The sequence below is a fragment of the Mailhella massiliensis genome, from assembly GCF_900155525.1.
GTDB classification, from domain to species: domain Bacteria; phylum Desulfobacterota; class Desulfovibrionia; order Desulfovibrionales; family Desulfovibrionaceae; genus Mailhella; species Mailhella massiliensis.
This window is the reverse complement of sequence record NZ_LT706951.1, coordinates 276,605-299,969: the sequence shown is the minus strand read 5'-3', so window position 1 is coordinate 299,969 and position 23,365 is coordinate 276,605. Positions and strand designations below refer to the sequence as shown.

Below are 23,365 nucleotides of genomic sequence, written 5' to 3'. Positions count from 1 at the left end.
GATGGGAGAATGACGGGAATCCGGCCCGCGGCATGGAACGGCAAACCATGGCCTTTGGCCTGAAACGCAAAAGAATGGCCGTGCCGCATGGGCGGAAACGGCCATACCCGGCCCGGGAAAATCCCGGGCCGACAAAAAAACGCCGCTGCCGCAGTACGGCAGGGGGCGGACGTCTTACTTCTTATATTTGTCGAGAGCGGCGGCCAGGCGGGTCTTGCCGTCCAGCTTCTGCTTCTTGAGCATCTTCACTTCCTGCTCTTCGCTGGGGGTGAGGTAGCTCTTGCCCTCGTACTTGGCAAGCTGCTTTTCATACAGCATGTGTTCTTCCCAGAGAGTCTTCAGTTCAGGATCAGTATCGCCGTACTGTTCCACAATTTTGAGATCACGTTCTTCCATGGCACAGACTCCATTGCGTTGGGGTGGAAGGGAACAAGCCGGCAGACCGGCTTCCTCTACATTTTACACGCCGGTCAGACGCAGGCCCAGCTGAAGAAGGGACTGCACGACCACGCCGTTTAACAGTTGAAGGGCGACCAGCACCACGATGGGCGACAGGTCGATGCCGTTGACCATCACGAAGGGAAACGCCTTGCGGACGCGGTAGAATACCGGTTCCGTCAGCCCCCTCAGCGTGCGGACGATGGCGTTATACGGGTCGGGCTTCACCCAGGAAAGGAAAGCCGCCACGATGACGACGAAGATGTAAAGATTGATCACCAGACTCAGAAGCCCGGCGATGGTGGTGACAAGGTTGGCAAAGACGAACATGGCGCCTCCATGAGAAGTCCTGTATTCAGAGTGTTGCCTGATTGGCCTTCGGATGCAAGCAAAAAATGGATATTCCGTCCATAATTTTCGCGCTCTTCACGCCGAAGCGCCGCCCCGGGTGCGGTAACGGAGCGCCGCCCTCCCCGGGGAACGCCTCAGGCGCTTCCGCACGGGGCGTAAAGCCCGGCGCTGCGGAACATACCGAGGCTCCGTACAGGGCCGGAATATGCGCAATGGTCCGTTGCGGCACGGAGAAAATTCCGCCCGGGACACGCTGAACACTCCCGGAAGAAGAGCCCGAAAATGCCGTGAAACGCCTCAGCAGACGCAGCGCAGGCGCTTCACGCCGTCCTTGAACATCACATCCATCTTGTCCGGGGGCAGCAGCTCCAGCACCGCGCCCGTACCGAACACGGGATGATCCACCAGCGAATCCACGGCAAAGGTGCCGTTCATGCTGTACGGGGCGGGAACCGCGGCGCGTCCGGCCACAAGGCTGTTCCAGCGCTGTTCGTTTTCCTCCATACGGCGGGCGGTCTGCTGCTGTTCCCGGGTGGGACGGGGAGCGGCGGCGCGCTTTTCGGCCTTCACGGTGGCGTCCACGGCTTCCACGCGGTTGTGACCGGCCTTTACGCGCACGGTCTTTTCCACCTTCGGACGGGCATGTACTTCGGGGGCGACATATTTATGTACGCTGCCGCAGGCGCGGCACTCCACCTTCACGGGCATACCGTCGAGACATGCCATGACGACATGGCCGGTCACATCCTTGCAGCGCGTGCAGCGAGCCTCGATGATCTGGCCTGTAACAAAAGAACTCATGAAACGAAAAACTCCAGATGGATTTTCGGCGCAGGACGCCCTGCGCTCGACACAAGGGAATACCGAGCCTTCCCCGGAGGAAGGCTCACGGTCGCAAATGCGGCCGGAAATATGCTCAGTTCCCGGAGGGAACGCCCGCCGCCTTCATGGCGGCTATCTCTTCGCGGATGACCTTCGCTGCGGCAAGGGCGGCCATCTGGTCGCTGCGGGCCTGCCCTTCGTCCATACGGCGCTCAAGCTCGTCCACGCGGGCGGCAAGAGCCTCTTCCCGGGAGGAATTCTCCTCTTCCTGTTCCGGGAGCGCAGGCAGGCGCGCATCGAGCATGTGACTGACCATTTCTTCCATATTGAGGCGAACGGAGGCATCTTCCAGAAACATGGCCCCGGCCTGGGCAAGCTGCTGGCTCAGACTTTCCACGTTTTCCGCAAGCTCCGCACAGGTCTTTTCCGCGGCGGCAAGGCGCGCTTCCAGCGCAAGAACGGCGCTGCGATGATTTTCCTCCAGCGTGCGCAGGCGCTCCTCAAAGGCCGCGCGAAGATCACCCTCCCCTTCTCCGGGGACGGCAGGCGCCTCGGCGGGAACCTCCTGCTGCGCGACGGGGGAAAGCTCCTGCTGCGAAGGCTCGTCCCGCTCTTCCGCCTCTCCGTCGGTTTCCGGCAGAACAGCCCCGCTCTGCACGGGGCTTTCCATGCTCTCTTCCAGATCAAGGACTTCCTCACCCGCAGGCTCGGCGCACACGGCTTCTTCTCCGGCTGCCTGAGGCCGGGGGGCGTCCTCCCGAGTCACGTTCCCGGAGTCTTCTCCGGCGGACCGCCCCACGATATCCAAAAGCTCAATGACCTCTTCAGGCTGCTCCGAAGAAAACGCTTTTTCTTCCATGATCCCCTCTTGGCGGTAACAGAAAAATGTGGCTCAAAGATATACAACTGCCGACAAAAGGCAAGCCTTGCCTAAGGGGCAAAAAAAGCCCCCTTCCGGGGGCGTAATACACGAAGACAGATAAGCTGCCCACGGCTTGCCCCGCCCCTCAAAAGGCGGGGCAATACCGGGAAAAGGCTTACTTCTGCTTGGGATGGCAGGCGGAACCGGCGCAGCCGGTGAGAGCCTGCTTCTTTTCAGGACGGGTCTTCGCCACTTCGGTATGGCAGCCGAGGCAGGAATCGGCGACATGGCCCTTGCCGAAGATTTCGCGGTCATGCACGATCTTGAAGTAGCTGCGCTCGGCCTGCTTGTCTTCGGGGTTGTGGCAGCCTGCGGTGCCGCACTTGAACTTCGGGGTGGTTCCGGCCACCTTGTGATGGCATACGGCGCACTGCTTCTCCGTATCGACGGCCAGCGGGGGGAAGTGGGCGGGCATGCTCGCATGGCAGGCCGTGCAGTCCTGCGTGGTATGGATATTATGATCGAAATACACGGGCTTTTCGGTCAGTTCCATTTTAATGGGCCCGGCAGGGATATGTGCGAACTGCGCGGCGCCGGCCGGCAGAGCCAAAGCGGCGACTATCAGAGCGGCGGAGCCGAACGTCAGCAGCTTCTTCATAGGGTTGACCTCCTCCTGGTCTTTACACGAAACCAAAGCTCACGCCGCAGAGGCATAAGCAGAATTACGTTACTGCCAAAACAGAAATAATGTCAAGAGACGCCGCGCAAAGGCAGGCTCTCTTTCCGCGTAAAACGCATGATATTCCGCCCTTCCCCAGCCCGGTGAAAAGCCCTTCCGTAAGAAAAAGCCGGAGCGCCTTCGCGCTCCGGCTTCATGGCATTACGCCTGCGCCTGGTTCCTTCACGGGAAGGAACCGCGGCCTTTAATCGCTCTTCCGGGAAAGAAGCGGAGAGTTGTACATCTTGATGGTGGCCTGGGAACCGAGCTGCGTCAGATAAATCTGATAGGCCACTCCGGCTCTGTCGGCGGCAAGGCGTTCCAGCATCTGGGGTTCCGCCTGCTTCCATTCCTCTTCGGAGGGCGATTCGATGGCGGACACACGGGCAAGAACCGCACCGTCCTGCACACGGTAGGGTTCGTTGAGCCAGACGTCGTTCACGGCGGGAACCTGGAAGGCGGCCCGGGCAAGCGCAGGATCGGCGATGAGATCGGCAATGTTGCCGTCGCGGCCGAAAGGTTCGCTGGTCTTGACGGCGACGCCTTCGCCGGGCTTGCCGTTCTGGAAGGCGGCGCGGGCCTTGCGGGCTTCGTCCATGGCCATTTCCGCAGCCTTCTGACCGGTAAGGAATTCCACGATGAGCGGACGCACCTCTTCAAGAGGCTTCACGCTCTGGGGCTTGCTTTCCAGCACCTTGAGCACCATCAGGGAATTGCCGGAGGCCACGGGGGAATCCAGCACCGTACCCGCAGCGGCGGCCATGATGTTCTGCACGTCCACATCGCGGATATTGAGCTTTCCGCCCAGCTCTTCGGCGGAAATGATGCCGGTGCTCTCGGCCTTCACGGCCTTGGAACCGGCGGCGGCAGCCGCTTCCGCCATGCTCTTTCCGGCAAGAGCCTGCGCGAGCACGAGGTCGGCCTTTTCATCAAGCCCGTGAGAGGCGGCCTCGGTGGCGAGGTCGGCGCGCAGGGCATCCTTCACTTCGTCGAAGCCGTGCGTCACGGCTTCCTTATGGCCTTCCTTCTTAATAAGATGGAAGCCGAACTGCGTGCGCACGGGGGCGGAAACTTCGCCGTCCTTCAGAGCAAAGGCGGCCTTGGAAAATTCCGGCACCATCTGCCCGGCGGCAAACCAGCCGAGATCGCCGCCCTGCGGGGCGGTTCCGTCCTGACCGAACTGTTTGGCCAGCTCGGCAAAATCTTCGCCGCCGCGGATACGCGCTTCCAGAGAACGGATCTGCTCTTCCGCCTTCTTCACTTCGGCTTCGGGAGCGTTGGCAGGAACACGGATGAGAATGTGGCGGGCCTGAATCTGTTCCTGTTCGGTGTACTGGGCAATGCGGGCGTCGTAGGCGGCGCGCAGTTCTTCCTCGGTCACGGAGGAAGGATCGCCCATGGCCGCGGGGTCCAGACGGATGAATTCCACATTCACGCTGGGCGGAACCGTGAAGCTCGCGCTCTGCGCTTCATAGGTCTTCACGATTTCCTCTTCCGAGGGAGCGGCTTTGTCCATGTGGGCCGAAGCCGGGAACAGGATGTAGTCCACGCGGCGGCGTTCGGCGGCATAGTCGAAGATGGCCTTCACCGCGGCGGGGGAGACATAGGCCCCGGCCGTCACCAGACGCTGAAGCTTGGCGGGCAGCATGGACTTCGCCTGATCGGTTTCAAACTGGCGGGGAGTAATGTGGTTCTTGCTGAGCACTTCCTTGTAGACTTCGGCGTCGAACCTGCCGTCCTTCTGGAAATAGGGAAGCTGTTCCAGCAGGGCGCGCAGCTCATAGGCGCTGATGGTCAGCCCGGCGCGTTCCGCCTCGTCCTCAATGAGCTTTTCCTGAATGAGGGACTGAAGCACGCGCTGCTCCAGCTGGAAGCTTTCCAGCATTTCCTGCGTCAGGTTGGGAATGGAACGGCGCAGGTTGTCTTCCATCATGGCGTAGGCCCGCTGGAATTCCACCTCGGTGATGTTCTTGCCGTTAACGGAGGCCACAAGCCCCTTGGGGCCGGTGTAGGACCCGACGCCCCAGAAAACGAAAACCACGATAATGATGCCGAAAGCCAGTTTTACGCCCAGCGACTGGGCATTGGCTCTGATGCCGTCCAGCATGACGACTCCTTGCTTGCTGTGTTGTTGATGTTCCCAAAGCCGACCGGAACCGGTACGCTACCCGGCCCGGCGGGCACGGACGGCGTTGAGCAGTCCGCCTGCCCGCAGCACGGCCCATTCCTTTTCGGAAAGGTCGTTGCGCACGGTCACTTCGCCCGCACCCTCGATGGACAGCACGGCCTCGCCGCCCGCCGTCATGGAAGAAACATCCAGACGCACGGCGGAACCCGTCGCTATACGTTCATAATCCGCTCCATCCGTAAAGATGAGCGGAAGAATGCCGAAATTGATGAGATTGGCCCTGTGTATGCGTGCAAACGACTTGGCAAGCACGGCCCGCACGCCCAGATGACGGGGAGCCAGAGCGGCGTGTTCCCGGCTGGAACCCTGACCGTAGTTTTCCCCGGCGACGATGATGCCGGCGACGCCCGCAGCCTTCACCCTGTCCTGACGGGCTACGAAGCCTTCGTCCGTACGGCTGAACACATAGCGTGCGATGGCGGGCACGTTGGAACGCAGGGCGGTGATTTCCGCTCCCGCAGGCATGATGTGGTCGGTGGTGATGCCGTCGCCCACCTTGAGCGTCACCTCGCCGGAAAGCGTGTCGGGCAGAGGCTCGAAGGTTTCCAGCGCCACGATGTTCGGGCCGCGCAGGATTTCCACCCCCGCTCTCTCCTCTTCCGTTTCGGCGGGGAAAAGGAAATGATGACGGCCGCCCGGAATATGGGCGGGAAAATCGGGATGGGCCGGAGCTTCACCCCAGGTCGCCGGATCGGTGAAACGTCCGTTCAGGGCGCACTGAGCCGCCGTGACCGGGCTGACGAGATAGACCTGCGCATCGCGCGTGCCGCTGCGTCCTTCGAAATTGCGGTTGAAGGTACGCACGGACACGCCGCCGGACACGGGAGAACTGCCCATGCCGATGCAGGGGCCGCAGGCGCATTCCAGAAGTCTCACGCCGCTTTCCAGAAGCGAGGTGAGGGAACCTTCCTCCGTAAGCATGGCGAGCACCTGACGGGAACCGGGGGCCATGCAGGTATCCGTGGAGGGACAGACTCTGCGGCCGCGCATGGTTTCCGCCACCAGATGCAGGTCGGCATAAGAGGAGTTGGTGCAGGACCCCATGGCCACCTGATCGACGCGGAGGCCGTCGAGTTCCGCCACGGGAACCACCCTGTCGGGCATGTGGGGCCTTGCGGCAAGAGGCACGATGGAGGAAAGATCCACCTCCATCTCCTCGTCGTACCCGGAACCTTCATCGGCATACAGCGGTTCCCAGTCCTGCTCGCGGCCCATCTGACGCAGAAATTCGCGGGTGCGTTCGTCGGAGGGGAAGAGCGAACCGGTAGCGCCGAGTTCCGCGCCCATATTGGTGATGGTGGCGCGTTCGGGCACGGAAAGCGTGGCCACGCCGGGGCCGCAGTATTCAAAGATGCGCCCCACCCCGCCCTTGACGCTCAGGCGGGAAAGCATGTGCAGGATGACGTCCTTGGCCTGCGCCCAGCCCTGAAGGCGACCTGTGAGATGCACCTTCACCACTTTGGGCATGGGAATGGAATACGGCTCCCCCGCCATGGCGAGCGCCACGGAAAGGCCGCCCGCACCCATGGCAAGGCAGCCCATGCCCCCGGCATTGGGGGTGTGGCTGTCGGAGCCGAGAAGGATACGCCCGGGACGGGCGAAGTTTTCCAGATGCAGCTGGTGGCAGATACCGGTTCCCGGCGCGGAGTACACGGCGCCGAAACGCTGGGCGCAGGTACGCAGGAAACGATGATCGTCGGGGTTGCGGAAGCCCATCTGCAGGGTATTGTGGTCCACATAGCTTACTGAAAGCTCGGTCCGCACGGAAGGCAGGCCCAGCGCTTCGAACTGAAGCCAGGCCATGGTACCCGTGGCATCCTGGGTGAGCGTCTGATCCACACGAAGCCCGATTTCCTTTCCGGGAACCATCTCCCCTTCCAGAAGGTGGGCGCTTATGATCTTATGAGCGATATTCATGGCAAAAAACCTTTCCGGCCGGCGTAAGCGGCGCATCCTTATACGGCGATTCACAAAAAAAGGCCGCACCATTCCCGAAGCTTCACCTTGCGCTCATGCCCGCAGTGAATCTTCAAGGCGCTTGAAAGGCCTATTTATACAAAGATAATGCCCGGAGGGCAAGCGCGGATATGGCGGCACGGCCCCTCCGTTCCGCCGCTTCCCGCAAAAACTCACCGGGAAACGCGCGGTTGCAGAGAAAGGGCGAAGGGCTTATACTACCGGCGATTTTTCCTTCGGAGTTGCTATGGCAGAAAATATCGGCATCATTGCGGGCGGGGGTCAGTTTCCCCGCCTTGTGGCACAGCAGGCCCGGGCCGCAGGTCTCGGCGTCGTCATCTGCGGCTTTCAGGGGCATACCGACCCGGATACTGCGAAACATGCCGATGCGTTCGAGCTGCTTCATCTGGGTCAGCTCGGCCGCATGATCAGCTTTTTCCAGGAACATCATGTGACGAGGGCCTGCATGGCCGGTTCCATAAGCAAGCCGAAGGCTCTGGATTTCCGGCCCGACTGGCGGGCGGCGAAGATCCTTTTCTCCCTCAGGAAAAAAGGCGACGACGCTCTTTTGCGCGCCATCATGGCCGATATTGAAAAAGACGGCATCCGCATCGTGGCTTCCGCCGATCTCGCGCCCGGCCTTCGCGCTCCCCGGGGCACGCTCAGCCGCCGCACTCCCACCGACGAGGAATGGAAGGACATCCGCTACGGCTGGCCCATCGCCCGTTCCATGGGGGCCTTCGACATCGGCCAGTGCCTCATCGTGCGCGAAGGCATGGTCATGGCCGTGGAATGCCTTGAAGGGACCGACGCCACCATAAAACGCGGCGCCGAACTCGGAGGCAACGGCTGCATCGCCATCAAAATGGTGAAGCCCGGACAGGATGAAAGAGTCGATCTGCCCTCCGTGGGACTTGCCACCGTGCGCAACCTTGTGGAACACCACTATGCCGTTCTGGCCATACAGGCGGAAAAAACGCTGTTCTTCGACAGGGAGGAGGCTCTCGCCCTCGCCGACGAACACGGCCTTGCCGTAGTATCCCTGCCCGACGACTTTTCCTGAATCAACGCCCCCGGAAGGGGGCTTTCCTTTGAGATGAGGCCATGCTCTCCCCTTCCAGCGCAGGCCGCGTCACCCGCGGCCAGATCATCACGCTCGGCCTCTTCGTCTGCGGCCTCGCCGTCTGCGTCTTCAGCGGCATTTCCCTGCTCTGGGCGCTCGGCTTCGGCCTCGTGTGCTTTTCCGGCTATGCCCGCAGCGTGGGTTTCTCCTTCCCCGTCATTGCCGCGCTGCTTTTTCAGGGCGTGCGGCGCATTGCCAACATTCTCACCATATTCACGCTCATCGGGATGCTTACCGGCGTATGGCGCATAAGCGGCACCATTCCCATGCTCATCGACTGGGCGCTTTCCCTCATCAATCCCACCTTCTTCGTGCTCTGGAGCTTTCTCCTATGCGCCACGCTGAGTTCGCTCATCGGCACGGCCTTCGGCACCGTGAGCACGCTCGGCGTGGTGTGCATGCTCATGGCCCATACGGCGGGTTTCAATGAAACGCTGGTGGGCGGGGCCATTTTAAGCGGCATCTATGTGGGCGACCGGTGCTCTCCCATGTCCTCCAGCGCCGCGCTCATCTGCGCGCTCACCCATACCGACATCTACGGCAACTTCAAGAGAATGCTGAGAAACGGAGCCGCGCCCTTTTTTCTGACCTGCCTGGGCTACGCGCTTCTTTCCCTGCCGGGACCGGAACACGTCATGCCCGAAGGCGCGACGGACGCCCTGCGCGAACACTTCCGCTTCCACTTCTGGGTGCTTCTGCCCGCACTCGTCATTCTTCTCTTCGGGCTTCTGCGCATCGACGTGAAAATCGCCATGGCCACCAGCATCGTCTGTGCCTCGGGAGCGGCGGTATTTTTGCAGGGGACGCCCCTCTCCGCCCTTCTTTCCAGCATGGTGCTGGGCTATGAGGCTCCCGTCGGGGAACTGGCCATGCTCGGCGGCGGGGGCATCATCTCCATGGCGACCGTGGCCGCCATCGTGGCGCTTTCCTCCTCCTATTCCGCGCTTTTTGAAAAATCGGGCCTTCTGGACAGCTTTGAATACATGATAGAGCGTCTCGCCCTGCGCATGGGAGCCTTCCGTGCCACGGCGCTGGTGGGGGTGCTGACCACGGGGCTTTCCTGCAATCAGACACTCTCCATCATTCTCACCCGTCAGCTCTGTGCCCATGCCCAGCACAACCGCCGTGAAATGGCCATGTATCTGGAAAACAGCGTGGTGCTTCTTTCCGCCGTGCTGCCGTGGAGCATCGCCTTTTCCATGTGCGGCCTCACGCTGCAGCAGGGGCCGGAAATCATTCCCTTCGCCCTGTACCTGTGGATGGTCCCCCTCTACTGGTGCCTGCGTTCCCGTGACGTGCATCAATCCTGCCCGCGGCCCCTTCTTCAGTTTCTTCTTGCCAAAAAAAAGCACCGGGATTAAAAAAAGACGTCCGCCAGCTAGGGGAGCCTTTACGGCTGAGAAAGAGGATCATGCCTCTGACCCTTGGAACCTGATGCAGTCAGTACTGCCGAAGGGAAGCCTGGTTTCCTTGCAGAAACCTCACGTCCGCCCCTTTGGCGGACGTTTTTTGTCTATCTTCAGCGAGGTTTCCATGCGCATCACCGTCAACGGCGAAACAGAAGAGATCACCGAAGGCCTCACCCTGCTCGACCTCATCCGCGAACGGGGGCTGAACCCCGACGTCGTGGTCGCCGAGCTCAACCGCGACATCGTTGCCAGAGACAACTTCGCTGCCGTTCGTCTCAACCCGGGCGACAGCCTGGAGCTCCTGCACTTTGTGGGAGGAGGTTAACATGCAGCAGGACAAGCTTGTCATCGGCGGCGTGGAACTCACAAGCCGCCTTTTCATCGGCACCGGAAAATACAGCGACGATTCCCTCATCCCGGCAGTATGCGAAGCCAGCGCCTCGCAGGTCATCACCGTGGCCATGCGCCGCGTGGACAGGGGCGGCACGGGCGTCATGGGGCATATCCCCTCTTCCATGCGCCTTCTGCCCAACACCTCGGGCGCGCGCAACGCGGAAGAAGCCGTGCGCCTTGCCCGGCTGGCCCGCGCGGCAGGCTGCGGCGACTGGATCAAGATCGAGGTCATTTCCGATACGCGCCATCTCCTGCCCGACGGCTACGAAACCGCAAAGGCCACGGAAATTCTGGCGAAGGAAGGATTCACCGTTCTTCCCTACATCAACCCCGATCTCTATGTGGCCCGCGCCTGTGCGGACGCCGGGGCCGCGGCCGTCATGCCTCTCGGCGCGCCCATCGGCACCAACCGGGGCCTGCGTACCAGGGAAATGATCGGCATTCTCATCGAGGAAATCGAACTTCCCATCGTGGTGGACGCAGGCATCGGCCGTCCCTCGCAGGCCTGCGAGGCCATGGAAATGGGCGCCGCGGCCTGCCTGGTCAATACCGGCATCGCTTCTTCCAACGATCCCGTCACCATGGCCATGGCCTTCCGCCGCGCCGTGGAAGCGGGCCGCGCCGCATACCTTGCCGGAGCGGGAGCCGTAAGCAGCGGCGAAGCCGTGGCTTCCTCCCCTCTGACGGGCTTTCTGCGCTGATCCTCCTTTTCCGGGACCTGCATGAAGAATGCGGCCCCGGAAAAGCTCCGCCACGTCAACAAACGCCCTGAAAAAACGGCGAGGTGCAGGCCCGCCCGGCGTTTGCGCCGCAGCGCCTGACCGCCGTGCCCGGCGTCTGCCGGGGCGGGGGAAAAAAACATGCGGCGCCCCAGTATCCCCTCTGCCCCGAGCTTTCCTGAAGGCGCAGGCACCCCATGCCGCAAAAGCCTGCGCCCGGCTCCCGCATCATAAAGGCATATCTATGAATCATCCCGTTCTGGCAGATCATTTCGCGCCGGGAGAGGCGCATTTCGACGAATTTCTGGCCGAATGGCCGCGCGAACGCCGTGCGGCTCTCGCCGCGGCCGCCACAAAACGCGACGTTCTCGCCGCGCTGGAAAAGGACGTTCTTCATCCCGAAGACTTCATGGCCCTGCTTTCTCCGGCGGCCGAACCCTTTCTGGAGCAGATGGCGCAGCGTTCCCGGGAAATCACGCTCCGCTTCTTCGGCCGGGCGGTCAACATCTTCTCTCCGCTGTATATTTCCGACATCTGCACCAATCACTGCCGCTACTGCGGCTTCAATGCCGACAATCATCAGAAGCGCCGCCACCTCACCGTGGACGAAGCGGCGGCCGAAGCCTTTGCCCTGGCGGACGCGGGCATAAGCCACATTCTGCTTCTTACGGGGGATGCAAGGCACATCGCCTCCCCCGAATACATCGCGGAAGTGGCCGCACGCATCAAGCCGCGCTTCGCCTCCGTCAGCGTGGAAGTCTATTCCCTTACACTGGAAGAATACCGCCTGCTGCTCCGCAGCGGTGTGGACAGCATGACCATGTTCCAGGAAACCTACAACCGGGAACTGTATGAATGGCTGCACCCGGCAGGCCCCAAGCATGATTTTCTGTGGCGGCTGAACACCCCCGCCCGCGCCGCAAAGGCCGGACTGCACGGCGTGGGGCTGGGCGCGCTCATGGGACTTGACGAGTTCATTCACGACGCCTTCTGCACAGGCCTCCACGCCTGGTGGATTCAGAAGCATTTCCCCGGCGTGGATGTAGGCCTCTCCGTACCGCGCATGTGCCCCCATGAAGGAAGCTTCGAGGTGAAACATGCCGTGAGCGACCGGCAGTTCGTGCAGTACATCACCGCCCTGCGCTGCTTCCTGCCCCGCTGCAGCATCACCGTTTCCAGCCGGGAAAGCGCCTCCATGCGCAACCACATCGTGCCCATCGGCGTGACGCGTGTTTCCGCAGGTGTTTCCACAGCCGTGGGCGGCCGCGTGGTGGAAGCGGAAAACTCCGGCCAGTTCGACATTTCCGATCATCGTTCCGTACCGGAAATGATCCATGATCTCGCCGCGCTGGGATATCAGGCCGTCACCAAGGACTGGGAAGGCTGCGACTTTTAGCCATGCTTGAAGGTGTTCTTTCCTCCTTTTCCCCCAAAGACAGGCAGAGGCTGAGCTCCGCCCGCATAGGCATTGCCGGCGCGGGCGGACTCGGTTCCCATGCCGCCATGATGCTTGCGCGTTCCGGCGTCGGGCATATCCTCATCGTGGACGGCGACAGGGTGGAAGCGTCCAACCTCAACCGGCAGCACTACTTTCCCGTACATGTGGGGCGCCCCAAGGTGGAGGCTCTCGCCGGGCAGCTTCTTGCCCTGAATCCGGCCATGGAGGTGGACGCCCGCAATATGTGGCTGAACGAGGAAAACATCCCCGCGCTGCTGCCCGAGGCGGAACTGTGGATAGAAGCGCTGGACAAGGCGGAAACCAAGGCCCGCTTCGCCGCCCTGGCTTCGGCTGCGGGAAAGCCCGTGATCTGCGCGTCCGGCATGGGCGGCATCGGCGGGTTCGCCATGAAGCGCCGCAACATGGGCCGCATGACCGTGGTGGGCGATTTCCGCTCCGACGTCGCCAGCCTTCCGCCCTTTGCGCCGCGCGTCATGCAGTGTGCCGCCATGCAGGCCGACGCCGCGCTGGAATGGCTGCTTACCGGAACCATTAAAGAACTGCTTTAAGGATTGTCCCATGCCCCGCATACTTCCCGGAGAAACCGACCTCTATGCCCTCACCGACTCCCGCCTCGCCCTGGGCAGAAGCGTGGAAAAACAGGCCCGCGCCCTGCTTTCGGCAGGCGTGAAGATAGTGCAGTACCGCGAAAAGCACGCCCATGCCGGACGAATGCTGGAGGAATGCCGCCTGCTGCGCCGCCTCACGCAGGAAGCGGGTGCAACCTTCATCGTCAACGATCATATCGACATCGCCATGCTTGTGGACGCCGACGGCGTCCATGTCGGGCAGGACGACCTTCCCGTGCCCGAAGTGCGCCGTCTGCTCGGCCCGGACAAGATCATCGGGCTTTCCACCCACAGCCCGGAACAGGCCCGGGCCGCCGTGCTGGCCGGAGCCGACTACATAGGCGTAGGCCCCATTTTCGCCACACAGACCAAGGAAGACGTGTGCGCGCCGGTGGGATTCTCCTATCTGGAATGGGTGGTCGCCAACATCAGCCTGCCCTTTGTGGCCATAGGCGGCATCAAGGAGCACAACATCGGCGAAGTGGCCGGACGCGGCGCGAAATGCTGCGCCCTCGTTTCCGAACTGGTGGGCGCGCCGGACATTGCCGCCAGAGTACGCGCCGTGCGCGCAGCCATGCACGCCCGCGCCTGAACCGACATAAAGAAAAAAAGAGCGGCCTGGGGAACCCCGGGCCGCTCTTTTTTTCGCCTCCGCTTCTGAAATGCCGTGCATACGGGCGTCATCGCCACCTTCAACGGATGCTCCCGGATAAGGCATTTTTTCCTGACGCAGAAAAAACGCCGCCGGAAGAAACGCTTTCCCCGGGGTCTTCCCAGACTCCTGACCTTCTCTCCTCCGCGGCACAGGCAACCTTTGCACAGCCCCGCGGAACAGGCTTCCCGCGGTTCTGCGGCCTTCTCTGCGGGAAAGGCCTACTTCGCCCAGTCCGCATCCATGACGGGCATGACGCGCGGCTCCTCCCATTCCCGATAACGGGAAAGCAGCACGGTAAAGAGAACGCTCTTGTCCGTCACGCCTTCCGGCACGTCGGACGGCGCAAGATAGTAGGAAATTCTGGCATCCGAACCTTCCATGACGCTGCGGCTCGTTACAAACACATAACCGCAGGCGCGGGCGAAGCCCTCGGCCTCTTCGCGGGTATCGAAAGGATGCACGTTGCCCGCGGCATCGTGAAATTCAAATCTGGTCATCATCCATCCCTGATGTTTGGCTTCTTCCCGTATCGGAAAAAGGCACGTCCATCCGGTTCCATGGCAGGGGCGGAAGAATGCCCCTTCCCTGCCGAGCCGGAACACGCATACCGTGGAAACACGGTTCAGCCGCCACCTTAGCCCGGGCGGAAAAGCGCCGTCAAGGCGGAAGCGCCCGGGCCTTCTCCCGCCGGAAAAGCCGCCCTTTTCTGAAAAGCGCTTCCGCCTCGCCGGAGTACGGCACACGACCTTTGCCGGAAGAGCAGGAGCATCTCTCCCCTGCCTTCTTGTGCCGCCTTTTGAACGCATCATGCAAAAAGCCCTTCTCTCTGCGGAGCTGAAGCGGCCTCCGACTTGTCAGAGGCCGGGGAAAGAACTATAGATAAAAAACGTACATTACCGGCGTACCGTCCGCCGGAGCAACAAAGGAAGTCTTACTATGAGCGATTGCGATCACAAGTGCGGCAGCTGCGGCCAAGACTGCGCGGAACGCACCGAACCTGCCGACATGAAGGTGAAGCCTCACAAGTTCTCCACCATAAAGAAGGTCATCGGCGTGGTGAGCGGCAAGGGCGGCGTGGGCAAGTCCCTCGTCACCGGTCTGCTTGCCTCCAAAATGCAGCGTCGCGGCTCTCATGCGGCCGTACTCGACGCGGACATCACCGGTCCTTCCATTCCCCGCCTCTTCGGCGTCACCCGCCGCATGTCGGGCACGCAGCTCGGCCTGAACCCCGTGCGCTCCGCCACCGGCGTGGACATTGCCTCCATGAACCTGCTGCTTGAGCACGATACCGACCCCGTGGTATGGCGCGGCCCCGTCATCGCCAACGTGGTCACGCAGTTCTGGTCGGAAGTCATCTGGAACAATGTGGACTACATGTTCGTCGACATGCCTCCCGGAACCGGCGACGTGCCCCTCACCGTGTACCAGTCCCTGCCCATCGACGGCATCGTCATCGTGACCTCGCCGCAGGAACTCGTTTCCATGATCGTGGAAAAGGCCGTGAACATGGCGAAGCTGGACGGGCTGAACATTCCCGTCATCGGCCTTGTGGAAAACATGTCCTACTTTGAATGCCCCGACTGCGGCAAGCGTCATTCCATTTTCGGCGAAAGCCATCTGGAAGAAATCGCCGCCCAGTACGGCATCAGGCATACGGCTCGCCTGCCCATCGATCCCTCCATCGCCCGCTCCTGCGACCAGGGAGCCATCGAAGCGGTGGACAGCCCCTGGCTGGACGACATCGCCGACGCCATCAGCGCCCTGTAGCCGGGGACGGAAACGTCTGCCGCCTTGCGGCAGAGAACGCTTTTCTTCCTTCGCAGAAAAAAAGCGGGGTTCATGCCTCGCCTTTTTTCTGTTCTGCCTTCTGAAAGAGCGAAAAAGCTCCCGCAACCGGAGTTTCGGAAGACCTCGCCCTCTCTTCCGAAGTTCTCCTTCCCGGTTCTTTTCTCCGCCGTTTATGACACAACGGCTGCAGGAAGCGAACGCCGTCCGGAATACCGGAAAAACACGCTGCGCGGGGCCTCCCCGGACTTTTCCCCATGACGACGAAAACGCCCTTTCCCCCGCAGGGAAAAGGGCGTTTTCCGTTACCGATATCGCTTCCTACCAGCGGGAAAGAATCTGATAGGTTGTCGTAGCCACAAGCATGGCCACACAGGTATTGAAGGCAAAGCTGAACAGCGCCCATTTCACGGAACCCGTTTCCATGCGTATGGTGGCAAGGCTCACGAAGCACGGCGCATAAAGCAGCACGAACAGGAGAAACGACACCACGGAAGGAATGTTCCAGTTGTCGTCCCGGGCAATGAACTGCGCCAGAGAGGTGGAATCCTCCTCCGTATCGTACAGGGAATAAGCGGTGCCGAGGGTGGTCACAATGACTTCCTTGGCGGCAAGCCCGCCGAGAAGCGAAATATTGGCTTCCCAGCTGAAGCCCGCATAACGGCTCACCGGTTCCATGGCGGCCCCTATGCGTCCGGCCACGGTATGGCGCAGCATTTCCTCGCTGAAACGGCCGTTTTCCCCGCGCACGGCTTCTTCCAGAGTACGCTGCAGCTCCGAACCTGCGGGCGCAGCCGCAAGCTGCTGCTGAAGTTCCTGCAGCGTGACTTCGTGATTCTTCACTCTGTCTTCCGGCAGGCCCGGATAGGTCATGGCCGCCCACACCACGATGGATATGGCGAGAATGACGGTGCCCGCCTTCTTCAGGTATTCCCAGGTGCGTTCCCCGGCATGAATGAACATGCCCTGAAGCGTGGGCATACGGTAGGGAGGCAGTTCCATGACGAAGGGCGTGGCCGGTCCCTTGATGAACGAGGAACGCAGAACACGCGCCGCAAGCATGGCCACCACCCAGCCCGTGAGGGTAAGGCCGAACATGACGAGCGCCTCGTTGCCGGGGAAAAACACCCCGGCGAACACGATGAACACCGGAAGCTTGGCCCCGCAGGCCATGAAGGGCACGGTGAGAAGCGTGGCCAGCTTTTCACGCGGGCTCCGCAGCGTGCGCGCGGCCATGATGCCGGGCACGGCGCACCCGCCGGCAATGCCGCCGCCCAGTATGTAGGGCACCACGGAGGCTCCGTGCAGGCCGAAGATACGGAAGATGCGGTCCAGCATATAGGCCATGCGCGCCATATAGCCGGAATCTTCCAGAATGGCGATCTGCATGAAGATGAGCAGAATAAGGGGCACGAAGCACATCACGCCCCCCACCCCGTCGATGATGCCCGAGGTGATCATGGACTTCAGCACGCCGTCGGCCATGCCCGCATCCACCGTATCGCGCAGCCAGCCGAAAAGCGCCTCCACCCACTGCATGGGCACTTCCCCGAGAGTGAAGGTGATGCGGTACATGAGATACATGATGCCGAGCATGATGAGCGGGCCGAGGAACTGATGGGTCAGAATATGGTCGGCTCTGTCGGAAAGATCCATGCGCTGGGCGATATCCTCACGCCGCGTGAGCACGCCGCGCAGCAGGGAACTGATGTAGCCGTAACGGTAGTCGGCAATGATGGCTTCGGCGCTGGTACCCAGGGTGGCCTTGAGGTGGGCTTCCACCTCGTCGAGATGCTCCTTCACATGAGCCATGACTTCGGGCTTGTCGCGGCTCAGTTCGGAAAGAATTTCCTCATCGTTTTCCAGAAGCTTCAATGCCAGCCAGCGCGTGGGGTACGGGGCGCAGCCTATGCCCTCCTCGTCCAGCGATTCGGTGAGATGTTTCAGTACGGGGTCGAGGTCGGGTCCGTAGGAAATGAGCAGCGGCTTCCAGGGCTGGCCTTCTCTGGTACGGCTGAAGGCCATGGTCTCGCGCAGGTATTCCTGCAGCCCTTCGCCCGTGCGGGCCACGGTTTCCACCACGGGCACGCCGAGACGCCGGGAAAGGGTGGGCACGTCTATGCTCATGCCCATGGCGCGGGCCTCGTCCATCATGTTCAGGCCTATGGATACGGGAACGCCCATTTCCATGAGCTGCACGGCGAGGTAAAGGTTGCGTTCCAGCGCGCCGGCATTGAGCAGCGCCATGACGGCCAGAGGCCTTTCCCTGCCGATGACGCGCCGCGCCACCCGCTCTTCCTGCGTGTAGGCTGTCAGGGAGTAGGCTCCGGGCAGGTCGATGATGCGTATGGATTCTCCGTCGCAGTGGGCTATGCCTTCCTTCTGCTCCACGGTGATGCCGGGATAGTTGCCCACATGCTGGCGCGCTCCGGTAAGCGCGTTGAACGAGGTAGTCTTTCCTGAATTGGGATTTCCGGCGAGCGCCAAGGTGGGCATACCGCCGTGCGGCAGCCCTTCATCGGAATGATGGAAGTAGGACATCAGTCGTCAGTCTCCACCAGAATGAAATCAGCCTCGTTGTTGCGCAGGCTCAGGGTAAAGCCGGGCAGACGGAGAGCGACCGGGTCGCGCAGAGGCGCGCGGCCTATCACTTCCACTTCGGCTCCGGTCACCAGTCCCATGTCGCGGATGCGGCGACCCAGTTCCCCGTCGGCCAGCACGGAAGCAATGCGCGCCTTGCGCCCCACGGGAAGAGAACGAAGAGGTATGCTCATGAAAACATCCTTAAAAAATGCTGAAGTTCAGCTCCTCGCATCGGGAGTTCAGGGCCGCGCGGGGAAAGCCCGCCGTGCCTGTGCGCCCTGCGGAAGGCCCGCATATTCACTGAATGTCCCGACACTGATGCGTTGCAACAAGCTACCTCCCCAACGGCGGCCTTGTCAAATCATGCGGGGCCGTTCTTGCCCCCGCAGACAAGCTGTGTCATAGTCGGTCCGTCCCTTCCGGCCTGCACGTTTTCGCAGGTCATGCCCTTTTCCTCCTACCCGTACAGGCCTCACATCCATGCTTCCCCTGCTCGACGTTCAGCACCTCACCGTTTCCTTCGGCGATGTTCCCGTAGTACGCGATCTCAGCTTCCGTCTTTTCAAAGGCCGCACGCTCTGCCTTGTGGGCGAATCCGGTTCCGGGAAAAGCATGACGGCTTTTTCCCTCATGCGCCTGGTGCCCGAACCCGGCCGCATCAGCGCAGGTTCCCTGATCTTTGCCGGAGAAGATCTGCTGAAACTTGAGGAAAGAGCCATGCGCAGCAGGCGCGGACGCGATATTTCCATGATATTCCAGGAACCCATGACTTCCCTGAATCCCGTGCTGCGCATAGGCAGACAGATTGCGGAGCCCATGGAAATCCATCAGGGTCTGTCCCGCCGCGAAGCGCTGGAAAAGGCCGCCGGACTCATGGAAATGGTGGGCATTCCCGACCCGCACCGCAGGCTCGCCGACTACCCGCATCAGTTTTCCGGGGGTATGCGCCAGCGGGTGATGATCGCCATGGCTCTTGCCTGTTCCCCGCGGCTGCTTCTTGCGGACGAACCCACCACCGCGCTGGACATCACCATACAGGGGCAGATATTGCGGCTTCTCGGCCGCCTTGCCCGGGAACGCGACATGGGCGTGCTGCTCATCACCCATGATCTCGGCGTGGTGGCGGAAGCCGCAGACGATGTGGCCGTGATGTACGCCGGAGAACTGGTGGAGCAGGCCCCGGTCGCCGCCTTCTTCGAGCGCCCCCTCCACCCCTACTCCGAAGGTCTCATGTCATGCGCGCCGCTTCTGGGCAACCACGACAGCCGTCGCCTGCCATCCATTCCCGGCATGGTTCCCCTGCCTTCGGAACTGCCGGAAGGCTGCGCCTTCCGCCCACGCTGTCCCTGCGCTTCCGAAGAATGCCTGACGGCTCCCCCCCTTCGGACCATGGGCGAAGGGCATCTCGTACGCTGCTGGAACCCCCTCGCATAAAAAAATTATGAAAAATGAAAAAAAATGCTTGCCAAGGGCGGGCAAATTTACTAAGAACATTCCTGCGCCGAAGTGGTGAAATTGGTAGACACGCTAGGTTCAGGGTCTAGTTCCCGTTCGGGAGTAAGAGTTCGAGTCTCTTCTTCGGCACCAGTAAGCAATCAAGGGTCATGATGAAAGTCATGACCCTTCTTTTTTATTCTCTCCGCAGCAATTCTCCTCTTTTCCCTGCCGGGTATTCTGCGGAAGCGCCTCCCTTCCGTGAAAGAACGCACGCCGAAGAAGGCACACGTTTCCGTGTTCTCCAGCCCTTCCCCTGGTCATGTCTCCACAGCGCCGCCGTCGCAAAACATCCGGGGCATCCATTTCAGAATACGCTTTTCACGGGCTGGAAGCCTTTTCGCCATGCAGGGTATGCTCTGCCTCCGAGCATGGCGGCTTCCCCGCCAGCTCCGAAATACGAAAGCGGCCGGATGCTCACAATGAGCATCCGGCCGAAATGCATTCTGCAATAACGCGCTCAGCCCAGAATGACGCGAAGCGCCCTGAGAAGGCGGTCCACATCCCCGGCGTCGGGCGTACGGGGCAGGTCCATGATGAGGCCGAGACCTTCCATGGCGCTGTGGAACTTCTCTTCTCCCATGCCGCATACGGAAGCCATGTTGACCATGGCGTCGATGGAAAGGATACCTACCACCGCCTTGCGCAGCTCTGCGGTATCAACATCGAGGTCCAGCACGGCAAGGTCGGCCCGGCGCTCCTTCAGCATGTCTCCCGCTTCCTCCTTCGTGGAGGCAAAGCGGAGGGAAGCCTCATGTGCGGCGAAGGCGGGACGAAGCGCCTCCCAGAAGGCCCGGCGCGGCGTTATGACGAGAACATCCATGATACGGCCTCAGTTCTGCTGGCCGTGCTGATGGCCGCCGCCGCAGGTGAATTCCATGGAGAAAGGCTGGAGCCTGCCTTCCAGAAAAGCCTGCACGGCCGCGCCCACGGTGGGGAACATGCCCGCATAGAACACTTCCACGCCCACCTGCTGGAAGCCCATGAGGGGACGCATACCCATGCCGCCGGCAAGCAGGGCCTTCACGCCGTGAGAAGCGAGGTGCTGCACGGGGGCCATGCAGCCGCCGTGATGATGGGGCACGTTTTCCAGCGTCGTGACGTTCTTGATCGCGCCGTCTTCAATGTCCACAAGAGTATAGATATCGCAATGACCGAAATGCATTCCCATCTGGGCGTCGAGTCCGCCGGGCATGGCGGAGGGAACAGCAAGAAGAGTGCTCATGAGAAACTCCGTTTCTGGTCGTAGATGCGGCCTAGCGGCCGGTTTTGATATCCTGAAGGGCCGACCACATGTCCTTCAGTCTGTCTCCCACAGGGTTGGGAAATTCCGTAAGGGCCTGCCGCCGTACCATGGCCTGCGTGACCACGGGAGAAAAAGGCAGTCTGCCCAGAAGCGTATGGCCGTTTTCGGCGCACATGGCGGCGATGGCGTCGGCCTCGGCGGCGTTGAGATCCGCCTTGTTGATGATGACGGCGAGCGGCACGCGGAAATGACGGCACAGATCGGCCACGCGGGCAAAGTCATGCCGTCCCGAGGGCGTGGGCTCCACCACGCCCACGGCCAGGCTCGCCCCGGAAAGAGAGGCGATGACCGGGCAGCCCACGCCGGGGGAACCGTCGCAGAGAATGGTATCGAGCTTCTGTTCCCGGGCGTATCTGCGGGCTTCGGTCTTGAGCAGGCCGACGAGCTTGCCCGAATTCTCCTGCCCCGGAAAAAGCTGCGCATGTACCATGCGCCCGAAGCGTGTATCGCTCACATACCAGTCGCCGCAGTGGCGGTCGGGAAAGTCCACGGCCTTCTGCGGGCAGAGCTTCACGCATACGCCGCAGCCTTCGCAGCGCAGATCGTCCACCACAAAGCCGCCCTCGTTTTCCCGAACGGCATCAAAGGCGCAGAGCTTTGCACAGGCGCCGCACTTCACGCAGTCTTCGCTGCGTATGACGGCGTGATTGCCGGAAATGAAGGGCGTCGTCTGCCGGACGGAGGGGGAAAGCAGAATATGCAGGTCGGGCGCGTCCACATCAAGGTCGCAGATGACCTTGTTCTCCGCCAGATGGGCGAAGGATGCGCTCACGGTGGTTTTTCCCGTGCCGCCCTTGCCGCTGATGACCACTATCTCACGCATGGACGCCCTCCTTCTTCACTCGGGCAAAAGCCTCGCGCAGCGCATCGCGCAGGCTGGTGAAACGCTCCTTCCACACAGGAGAAAGGTCGGCAAGAAGCATACCCCCGGCATACTGCTCCGCGGCCTCCCGCTCAAAGGGCAGTTCCGCAAGCAGCGGCAGGTCGTGTTCCCGACAGTAGGCCCGAACGGCTTCATCGCCATCCTCGTTGCCTTCGGCCCCGGCACGGTTGATCACCACGAACATGGGTTTGCCCAGGGGCAGAAAAGCCTGATGCGCCAGCGTGAAGTCGTAAAAACCGAAGGGCGTGGGATCGGCCACCAGCAGAATCGCATCCACATCCCGCGTGACGGTGATGGTGGGACAGCTCACGCCGGGAGGCGCGTCGAGCAGCGCGTCGGCGGGAACATCCGCCAGCATTTCGGCAAGAAACGCATGTTCCCTGCGCAGAAGCGGCGGCGTCATGGATTCGCCTATGCGAGTGCGGCCCATGAGAAAGCGTACGCTTCCTTCCAGCGCGGAACCCCGTTCCAGCACGCCGAGTTCACGGCCGCCCGGAGTCAGCGCTCCGCTCGGGCATACGGCAAGGCAGCCGCCGCAGCCGTGGCACATGTCGGGAAAAAGGCTGATCCGGCCCGCAAACGAGGCTATGGCCTTGTAGGTGCAGATATTGCGGCATTTCTCGCAGTGCACACATTTTTCCGGGTCCATCTGCGGCACGGTGAGCATACAGGTGCGGCCTTCCTCCACCGCAGGGTGCAGAAACAGGTGCAGGTTGGGGGCCTCGGCATCCGTATCCACGGCAACAAGGGGCGCGTCCCACACCCGCGCAAGCGACGCCGTGACGCTGGTCTTGCCCGCGCCGCCCTTGCCGCTGGCAATGGCGATCTTCATGCACTTCCCCTACTTGTTGGAGGCTTCGGCAAAGGGAAGTTCGCCCCGTACGAAACGCTCCACCGCTTCGCGCACGGTAACGCCCTCCACATCCTGGCATATTTTGATGCCGGCGGCGGTGAGCGCGTCGAAGGCCTTGGGCCCCACATAACCGCTGATCACCACTTCCACTCCGGCACGGGCCATGCGTTCCGCGGTTTCAATACCCGCGCCCATGGCCATCATCTGTGATTCGCCGTTGTCGATATAGTCCACCTTCATCTCCGGCAGTTCCACCACCACAAAGCCGCCGGCACGCCCGAAACGGGGGTCGACTTCATCGTCAAGGGTGGGGCCTTCACTGGAAACGGCTATCTTGCTCATGTTCATCTCCTTGCAGCAACTGTGCGATCCGTGCTGGGAAAGGGCATAGTCGCCCCCCTCTATGCGCAGCGCAAGCCCCCGGCACAGTGCCGTGGCCACGGTGCGCCTTGCAGAGGAAAGCGTACGCCCGAAAATGAAGCGCGATACGCGCATACGCCCGGCAGCCTCGATGGCGGTGAGCCCTTCCATATCGGCAAGGCGCAGCGCCTCCAGCTCCTCCACGCTCAACGTCGCCTCTTCCAGCTCCCTCATGGGTATGCCCCGGGGCTTGAAATAGGTCACGCTGGGCGCGCTGCTTACATAACGGCAATGTCTCGGGCGGGGCATTCGTTCTCCCTGGCGCGCATGTCGCGCTTCACGTCTCATTTGTTTTGCACAAATGAGCATAATACACAACCATGGCTTGTCAAGCGGCGGC

24 protein-coding genes, 1 tRNA gene, 1 pseudogene and 1 riboswitch are annotated in these 23,365 nt (G+C 61.7%); of the genes and pseudogenes, 11 read left to right on the top strand and 15 right to left on the bottom strand.

The genetic code is table 11. The features are described from left to right. Positions 1-174: 174 nt before the first annotated feature. The 7 genes from CZ345_RS06850 to CZ345_RS06820 form a co-directional block, all read right to left on the bottom strand. Positions 175-396 (bottom strand): DUF465 domain-containing protein, encoded by a 222-nt coding sequence (locus CZ345_RS06850; RefSeq protein ID WP_077072431.1) that lies wholly within the window; start codon positions 394-396, stop codon positions 175-177. Between the two features lie 63 nt (positions 397-459). Then, positions 460-768 carry a YggT family protein gene (locus tag CZ345_RS06845; protein WP_077072430.1) on the bottom strand — a complete coding sequence of 103 codons (309 nt, stop codon included), beginning with the start codon at positions 766-768 and terminating at the stop codon, positions 460-462. A 318-nt stretch (positions 769-1,086) separates the two neighbouring features. Continuing rightward, on the bottom strand, positions 1,087-1,590 hold the full coding sequence (locus CZ345_RS06840) for a hypothetical protein (RefSeq protein WP_077072429.1): 504 nt from the start codon (positions 1,588-1,590) through the stop codon (positions 1,087-1,089). A gap of 115 nt (positions 1,591-1,705) precedes the next feature. Beyond that, the gene (locus tag CZ345_RS06835) at positions 1,706-2,470 is read right to left on the bottom strand and encodes a hypothetical protein (protein WP_077072428.1); all 765 of its coding nucleotides are present in this window, start codon (positions 2,468-2,470) and stop codon (positions 1,706-1,708) included. Between the two features lie 178 nt (positions 2,471-2,648). Next, positions 2,649-3,131 (bottom strand): cytochrome c3 family protein, encoded by a 483-nt coding sequence (locus CZ345_RS06830; protein ID WP_077072427.1) that lies wholly within the window; start codon positions 3,129-3,131, stop codon positions 2,649-2,651. Between the two features lie 265 nt (positions 3,132-3,396). Next, entirely contained in the window at positions 3,397-5,298 is a 1,902-nt protein-coding gene (locus CZ345_RS06825; RefSeq protein WP_077072426.1) for a SurA N-terminal domain-containing protein, read from the bottom strand. 57 nt (positions 5,299-5,355) lie between these two features. Beyond that, a complete protein-coding gene (locus CZ345_RS06820; RefSeq protein ID WP_077072425.1) occupies positions 5,356-7,296 on the bottom strand; it encodes an aconitate hydratase in 1,941 nt (646 codons plus the stop codon). Positions 7,297-7,582: 286 nt separating this feature from the next. Here CZ345_RS06820 and CZ345_RS06815 point away from each other — a divergent pair, with 286 nt between their 5' ends. The 7 genes from CZ345_RS06815 to thiE all read left to right on the top strand — a co-directional run bounded on the left by CZ345_RS06815 (position 7,583) and on the right by thiE (position 13,638). Then, entirely contained in the window at positions 7,583-8,398 is an 816-nt protein-coding gene (locus tag CZ345_RS06815; RefSeq protein ID WP_077072424.1) for an LpxI family protein, read from the top strand. A gap of 41 nt (positions 8,399-8,439) precedes the next feature. Continuing rightward, complete coding sequence (locus CZ345_RS06810) at positions 8,440-9,819, top strand: Na+/H+ antiporter NhaC family protein (protein ID WP_077072423.1); 1,380 nt, start codon at positions 8,440-8,442, stop codon at positions 9,817-9,819. Between the two features lie 9 nt (positions 9,820-9,828). Further along, positions 9,829-9,933: riboswitch (TPP riboswitch) on the top strand. Between the two features lie 34 nt (positions 9,934-9,967). Further along, the gene (gene thiS / locus CZ345_RS06805; protein ID WP_239446635.1) at positions 9,968-10,192 is read left to right on the top strand and encodes a sulfur carrier protein ThiS; all 225 of its coding nucleotides are present in this window, start codon (positions 9,968-9,970) and stop codon (positions 10,190-10,192) included. Position 10,193: 1 nt separating this feature from the next. Next, complete coding sequence (locus CZ345_RS06800) at positions 10,194-10,961, top strand: thiazole synthase (protein WP_077072422.1); 768 nt, start codon at positions 10,194-10,196, stop codon at positions 10,959-10,961. Positions 10,962-11,223: 262 nt separating this feature from the next. Then, positions 11,224-12,375, top strand: coding sequence for a 2-iminoacetate synthase ThiH (gene thiH, locus CZ345_RS06795; RefSeq protein ID WP_077072421.1), 1,152 nt, complete (start codon positions 11,224-11,226; stop codon positions 12,373-12,375). A gap of 2 nt (positions 12,376-12,377) precedes the next feature. After that, positions 12,378-12,986, top strand: a complete 609-nt coding sequence (gene thiF, locus CZ345_RS06790) for a sulfur carrier protein ThiS adenylyltransferase ThiF (RefSeq protein WP_077072420.1) — start codon at positions 12,378-12,380, stop codon at positions 12,984-12,986. A gap of 10 nt (positions 12,987-12,996) precedes the next feature. Beyond that, entirely contained in the window at positions 12,997-13,638 is a 642-nt protein-coding gene (thiE, locus tag CZ345_RS06785; RefSeq protein ID WP_077072419.1) for a thiamine phosphate synthase, read from the top strand. A gap of 281 nt (positions 13,639-13,919) precedes the next feature. On the opposite strand, the gene CZ345_RS16565 is transcribed toward thiE, so the two are convergent. Then, entirely contained in the window at positions 13,920-14,198 is a 279-nt protein-coding gene (locus CZ345_RS16565; RefSeq protein ID WP_144277274.1) for a hypothetical protein, read from the bottom strand. Between the two features lie 439 nt (positions 14,199-14,637). Here CZ345_RS16565 and CZ345_RS06775 point away from each other — a divergent pair, with 439 nt between their 5' ends. Next, a complete protein-coding gene (locus tag CZ345_RS06775) occupies positions 14,638-15,468 on the top strand; it encodes an Mrp/NBP35 family ATP-binding protein (RefSeq protein WP_077072417.1) in 831 nt (276 codons plus the stop codon). Between the two features lie 339 nt (positions 15,469-15,807). Here CZ345_RS06775 and feoB read toward each other — a convergent pair whose 3' ends face one another. Further along, the gene (gene feoB, locus CZ345_RS06765) at positions 15,808-18,027 is read right to left on the bottom strand and encodes a ferrous iron transport protein B (RefSeq protein ID WP_239446634.1); all 2,220 of its coding nucleotides are present in this window, start codon (positions 18,025-18,027) and stop codon (positions 15,808-15,810) included. Then, positions 18,027-18,260, bottom strand: coding sequence for a FeoA family protein (locus CZ345_RS06760; RefSeq protein WP_077072415.1), 234 nt, complete (start codon positions 18,258-18,260; stop codon positions 18,027-18,029). Before CZ345_RS06760 ends, feoB begins: the two co-directional genes overlap by 1 nt. A 289-nt stretch (positions 18,261-18,549) precedes the next feature. Here CZ345_RS06760 and CZ345_RS17705 point away from each other — a divergent pair. The 3 genes and pseudogenes from CZ345_RS17705 to CZ345_RS06750 all read left to right on the top strand — a co-directional run. Further along, positions 18,550-19,095, top strand: a pseudogene (locus CZ345_RS17705) (ABC transporter ATP-binding protein); the annotation flags it as partial. A gap of 57 nt (positions 19,096-19,152) precedes the next feature. Beyond that, on the top strand, positions 19,153-19,503 hold the full coding sequence (locus CZ345_RS17700) for an oligopeptide/dipeptide ABC transporter ATP-binding protein (RefSeq protein WP_420843769.1): 351 nt from the start codon (positions 19,153-19,155) through the stop codon (positions 19,501-19,503). Positions 19,504-19,569: 66 nt separating this feature from the next. Continuing rightward, positions 19,570-19,656 (top strand) — tRNA-Leu (locus CZ345_RS06750). A gap of 367 nt (positions 19,657-20,023) precedes the next feature. On the opposite strand, the gene CZ345_RS06740 is transcribed toward CZ345_RS06750, so the two are convergent. From CZ345_RS06740 to CZ345_RS06720, 5 genes are read right to left on the bottom strand one after another with little or no spacing between them, the layout of a single operon-like run. After that, positions 20,024-20,386, bottom strand: a complete 363-nt coding sequence (locus CZ345_RS06740; RefSeq protein ID WP_077072412.1) for a hypothetical protein — start codon at positions 20,384-20,386, stop codon at positions 20,024-20,026. A gap of 9 nt (positions 20,387-20,395) precedes the next feature. Continuing rightward, entirely contained in the window at positions 20,396-20,788 is a 393-nt protein-coding gene (locus tag CZ345_RS06735) for a NifB/NifX family molybdenum-iron cluster-binding protein (RefSeq protein ID WP_077072411.1), read from the bottom strand. A gap of 31 nt (positions 20,789-20,819) precedes the next feature. Continuing rightward, the gene (locus CZ345_RS06730; RefSeq protein WP_077072410.1) at positions 20,820-21,692 is read right to left on the bottom strand and encodes an ATP-binding protein; all 873 of its coding nucleotides are present in this window, start codon (positions 21,690-21,692) and stop codon (positions 20,820-20,822) included. Further along, positions 21,685-22,584: a 4Fe-4S binding protein gene (locus tag CZ345_RS06725; RefSeq protein ID WP_077072409.1), complete on the bottom strand. Its 900-nt coding sequence runs from the start codon at positions 22,582-22,584 to the stop codon at positions 21,685-21,687. The genes CZ345_RS06730 and CZ345_RS06725 overlap by 8 nt, the downstream gene beginning before the upstream one ends. A gap of 9 nt (positions 22,585-22,593) precedes the next feature. Then, complete coding sequence (locus CZ345_RS06720; protein ID WP_077072408.1) at positions 22,594-23,274, bottom strand: DUF134 domain-containing protein; 681 nt, start codon at positions 23,272-23,274, stop codon at positions 22,594-22,596. Positions 23,275-23,365: the final 91 nt, after the last annotated feature.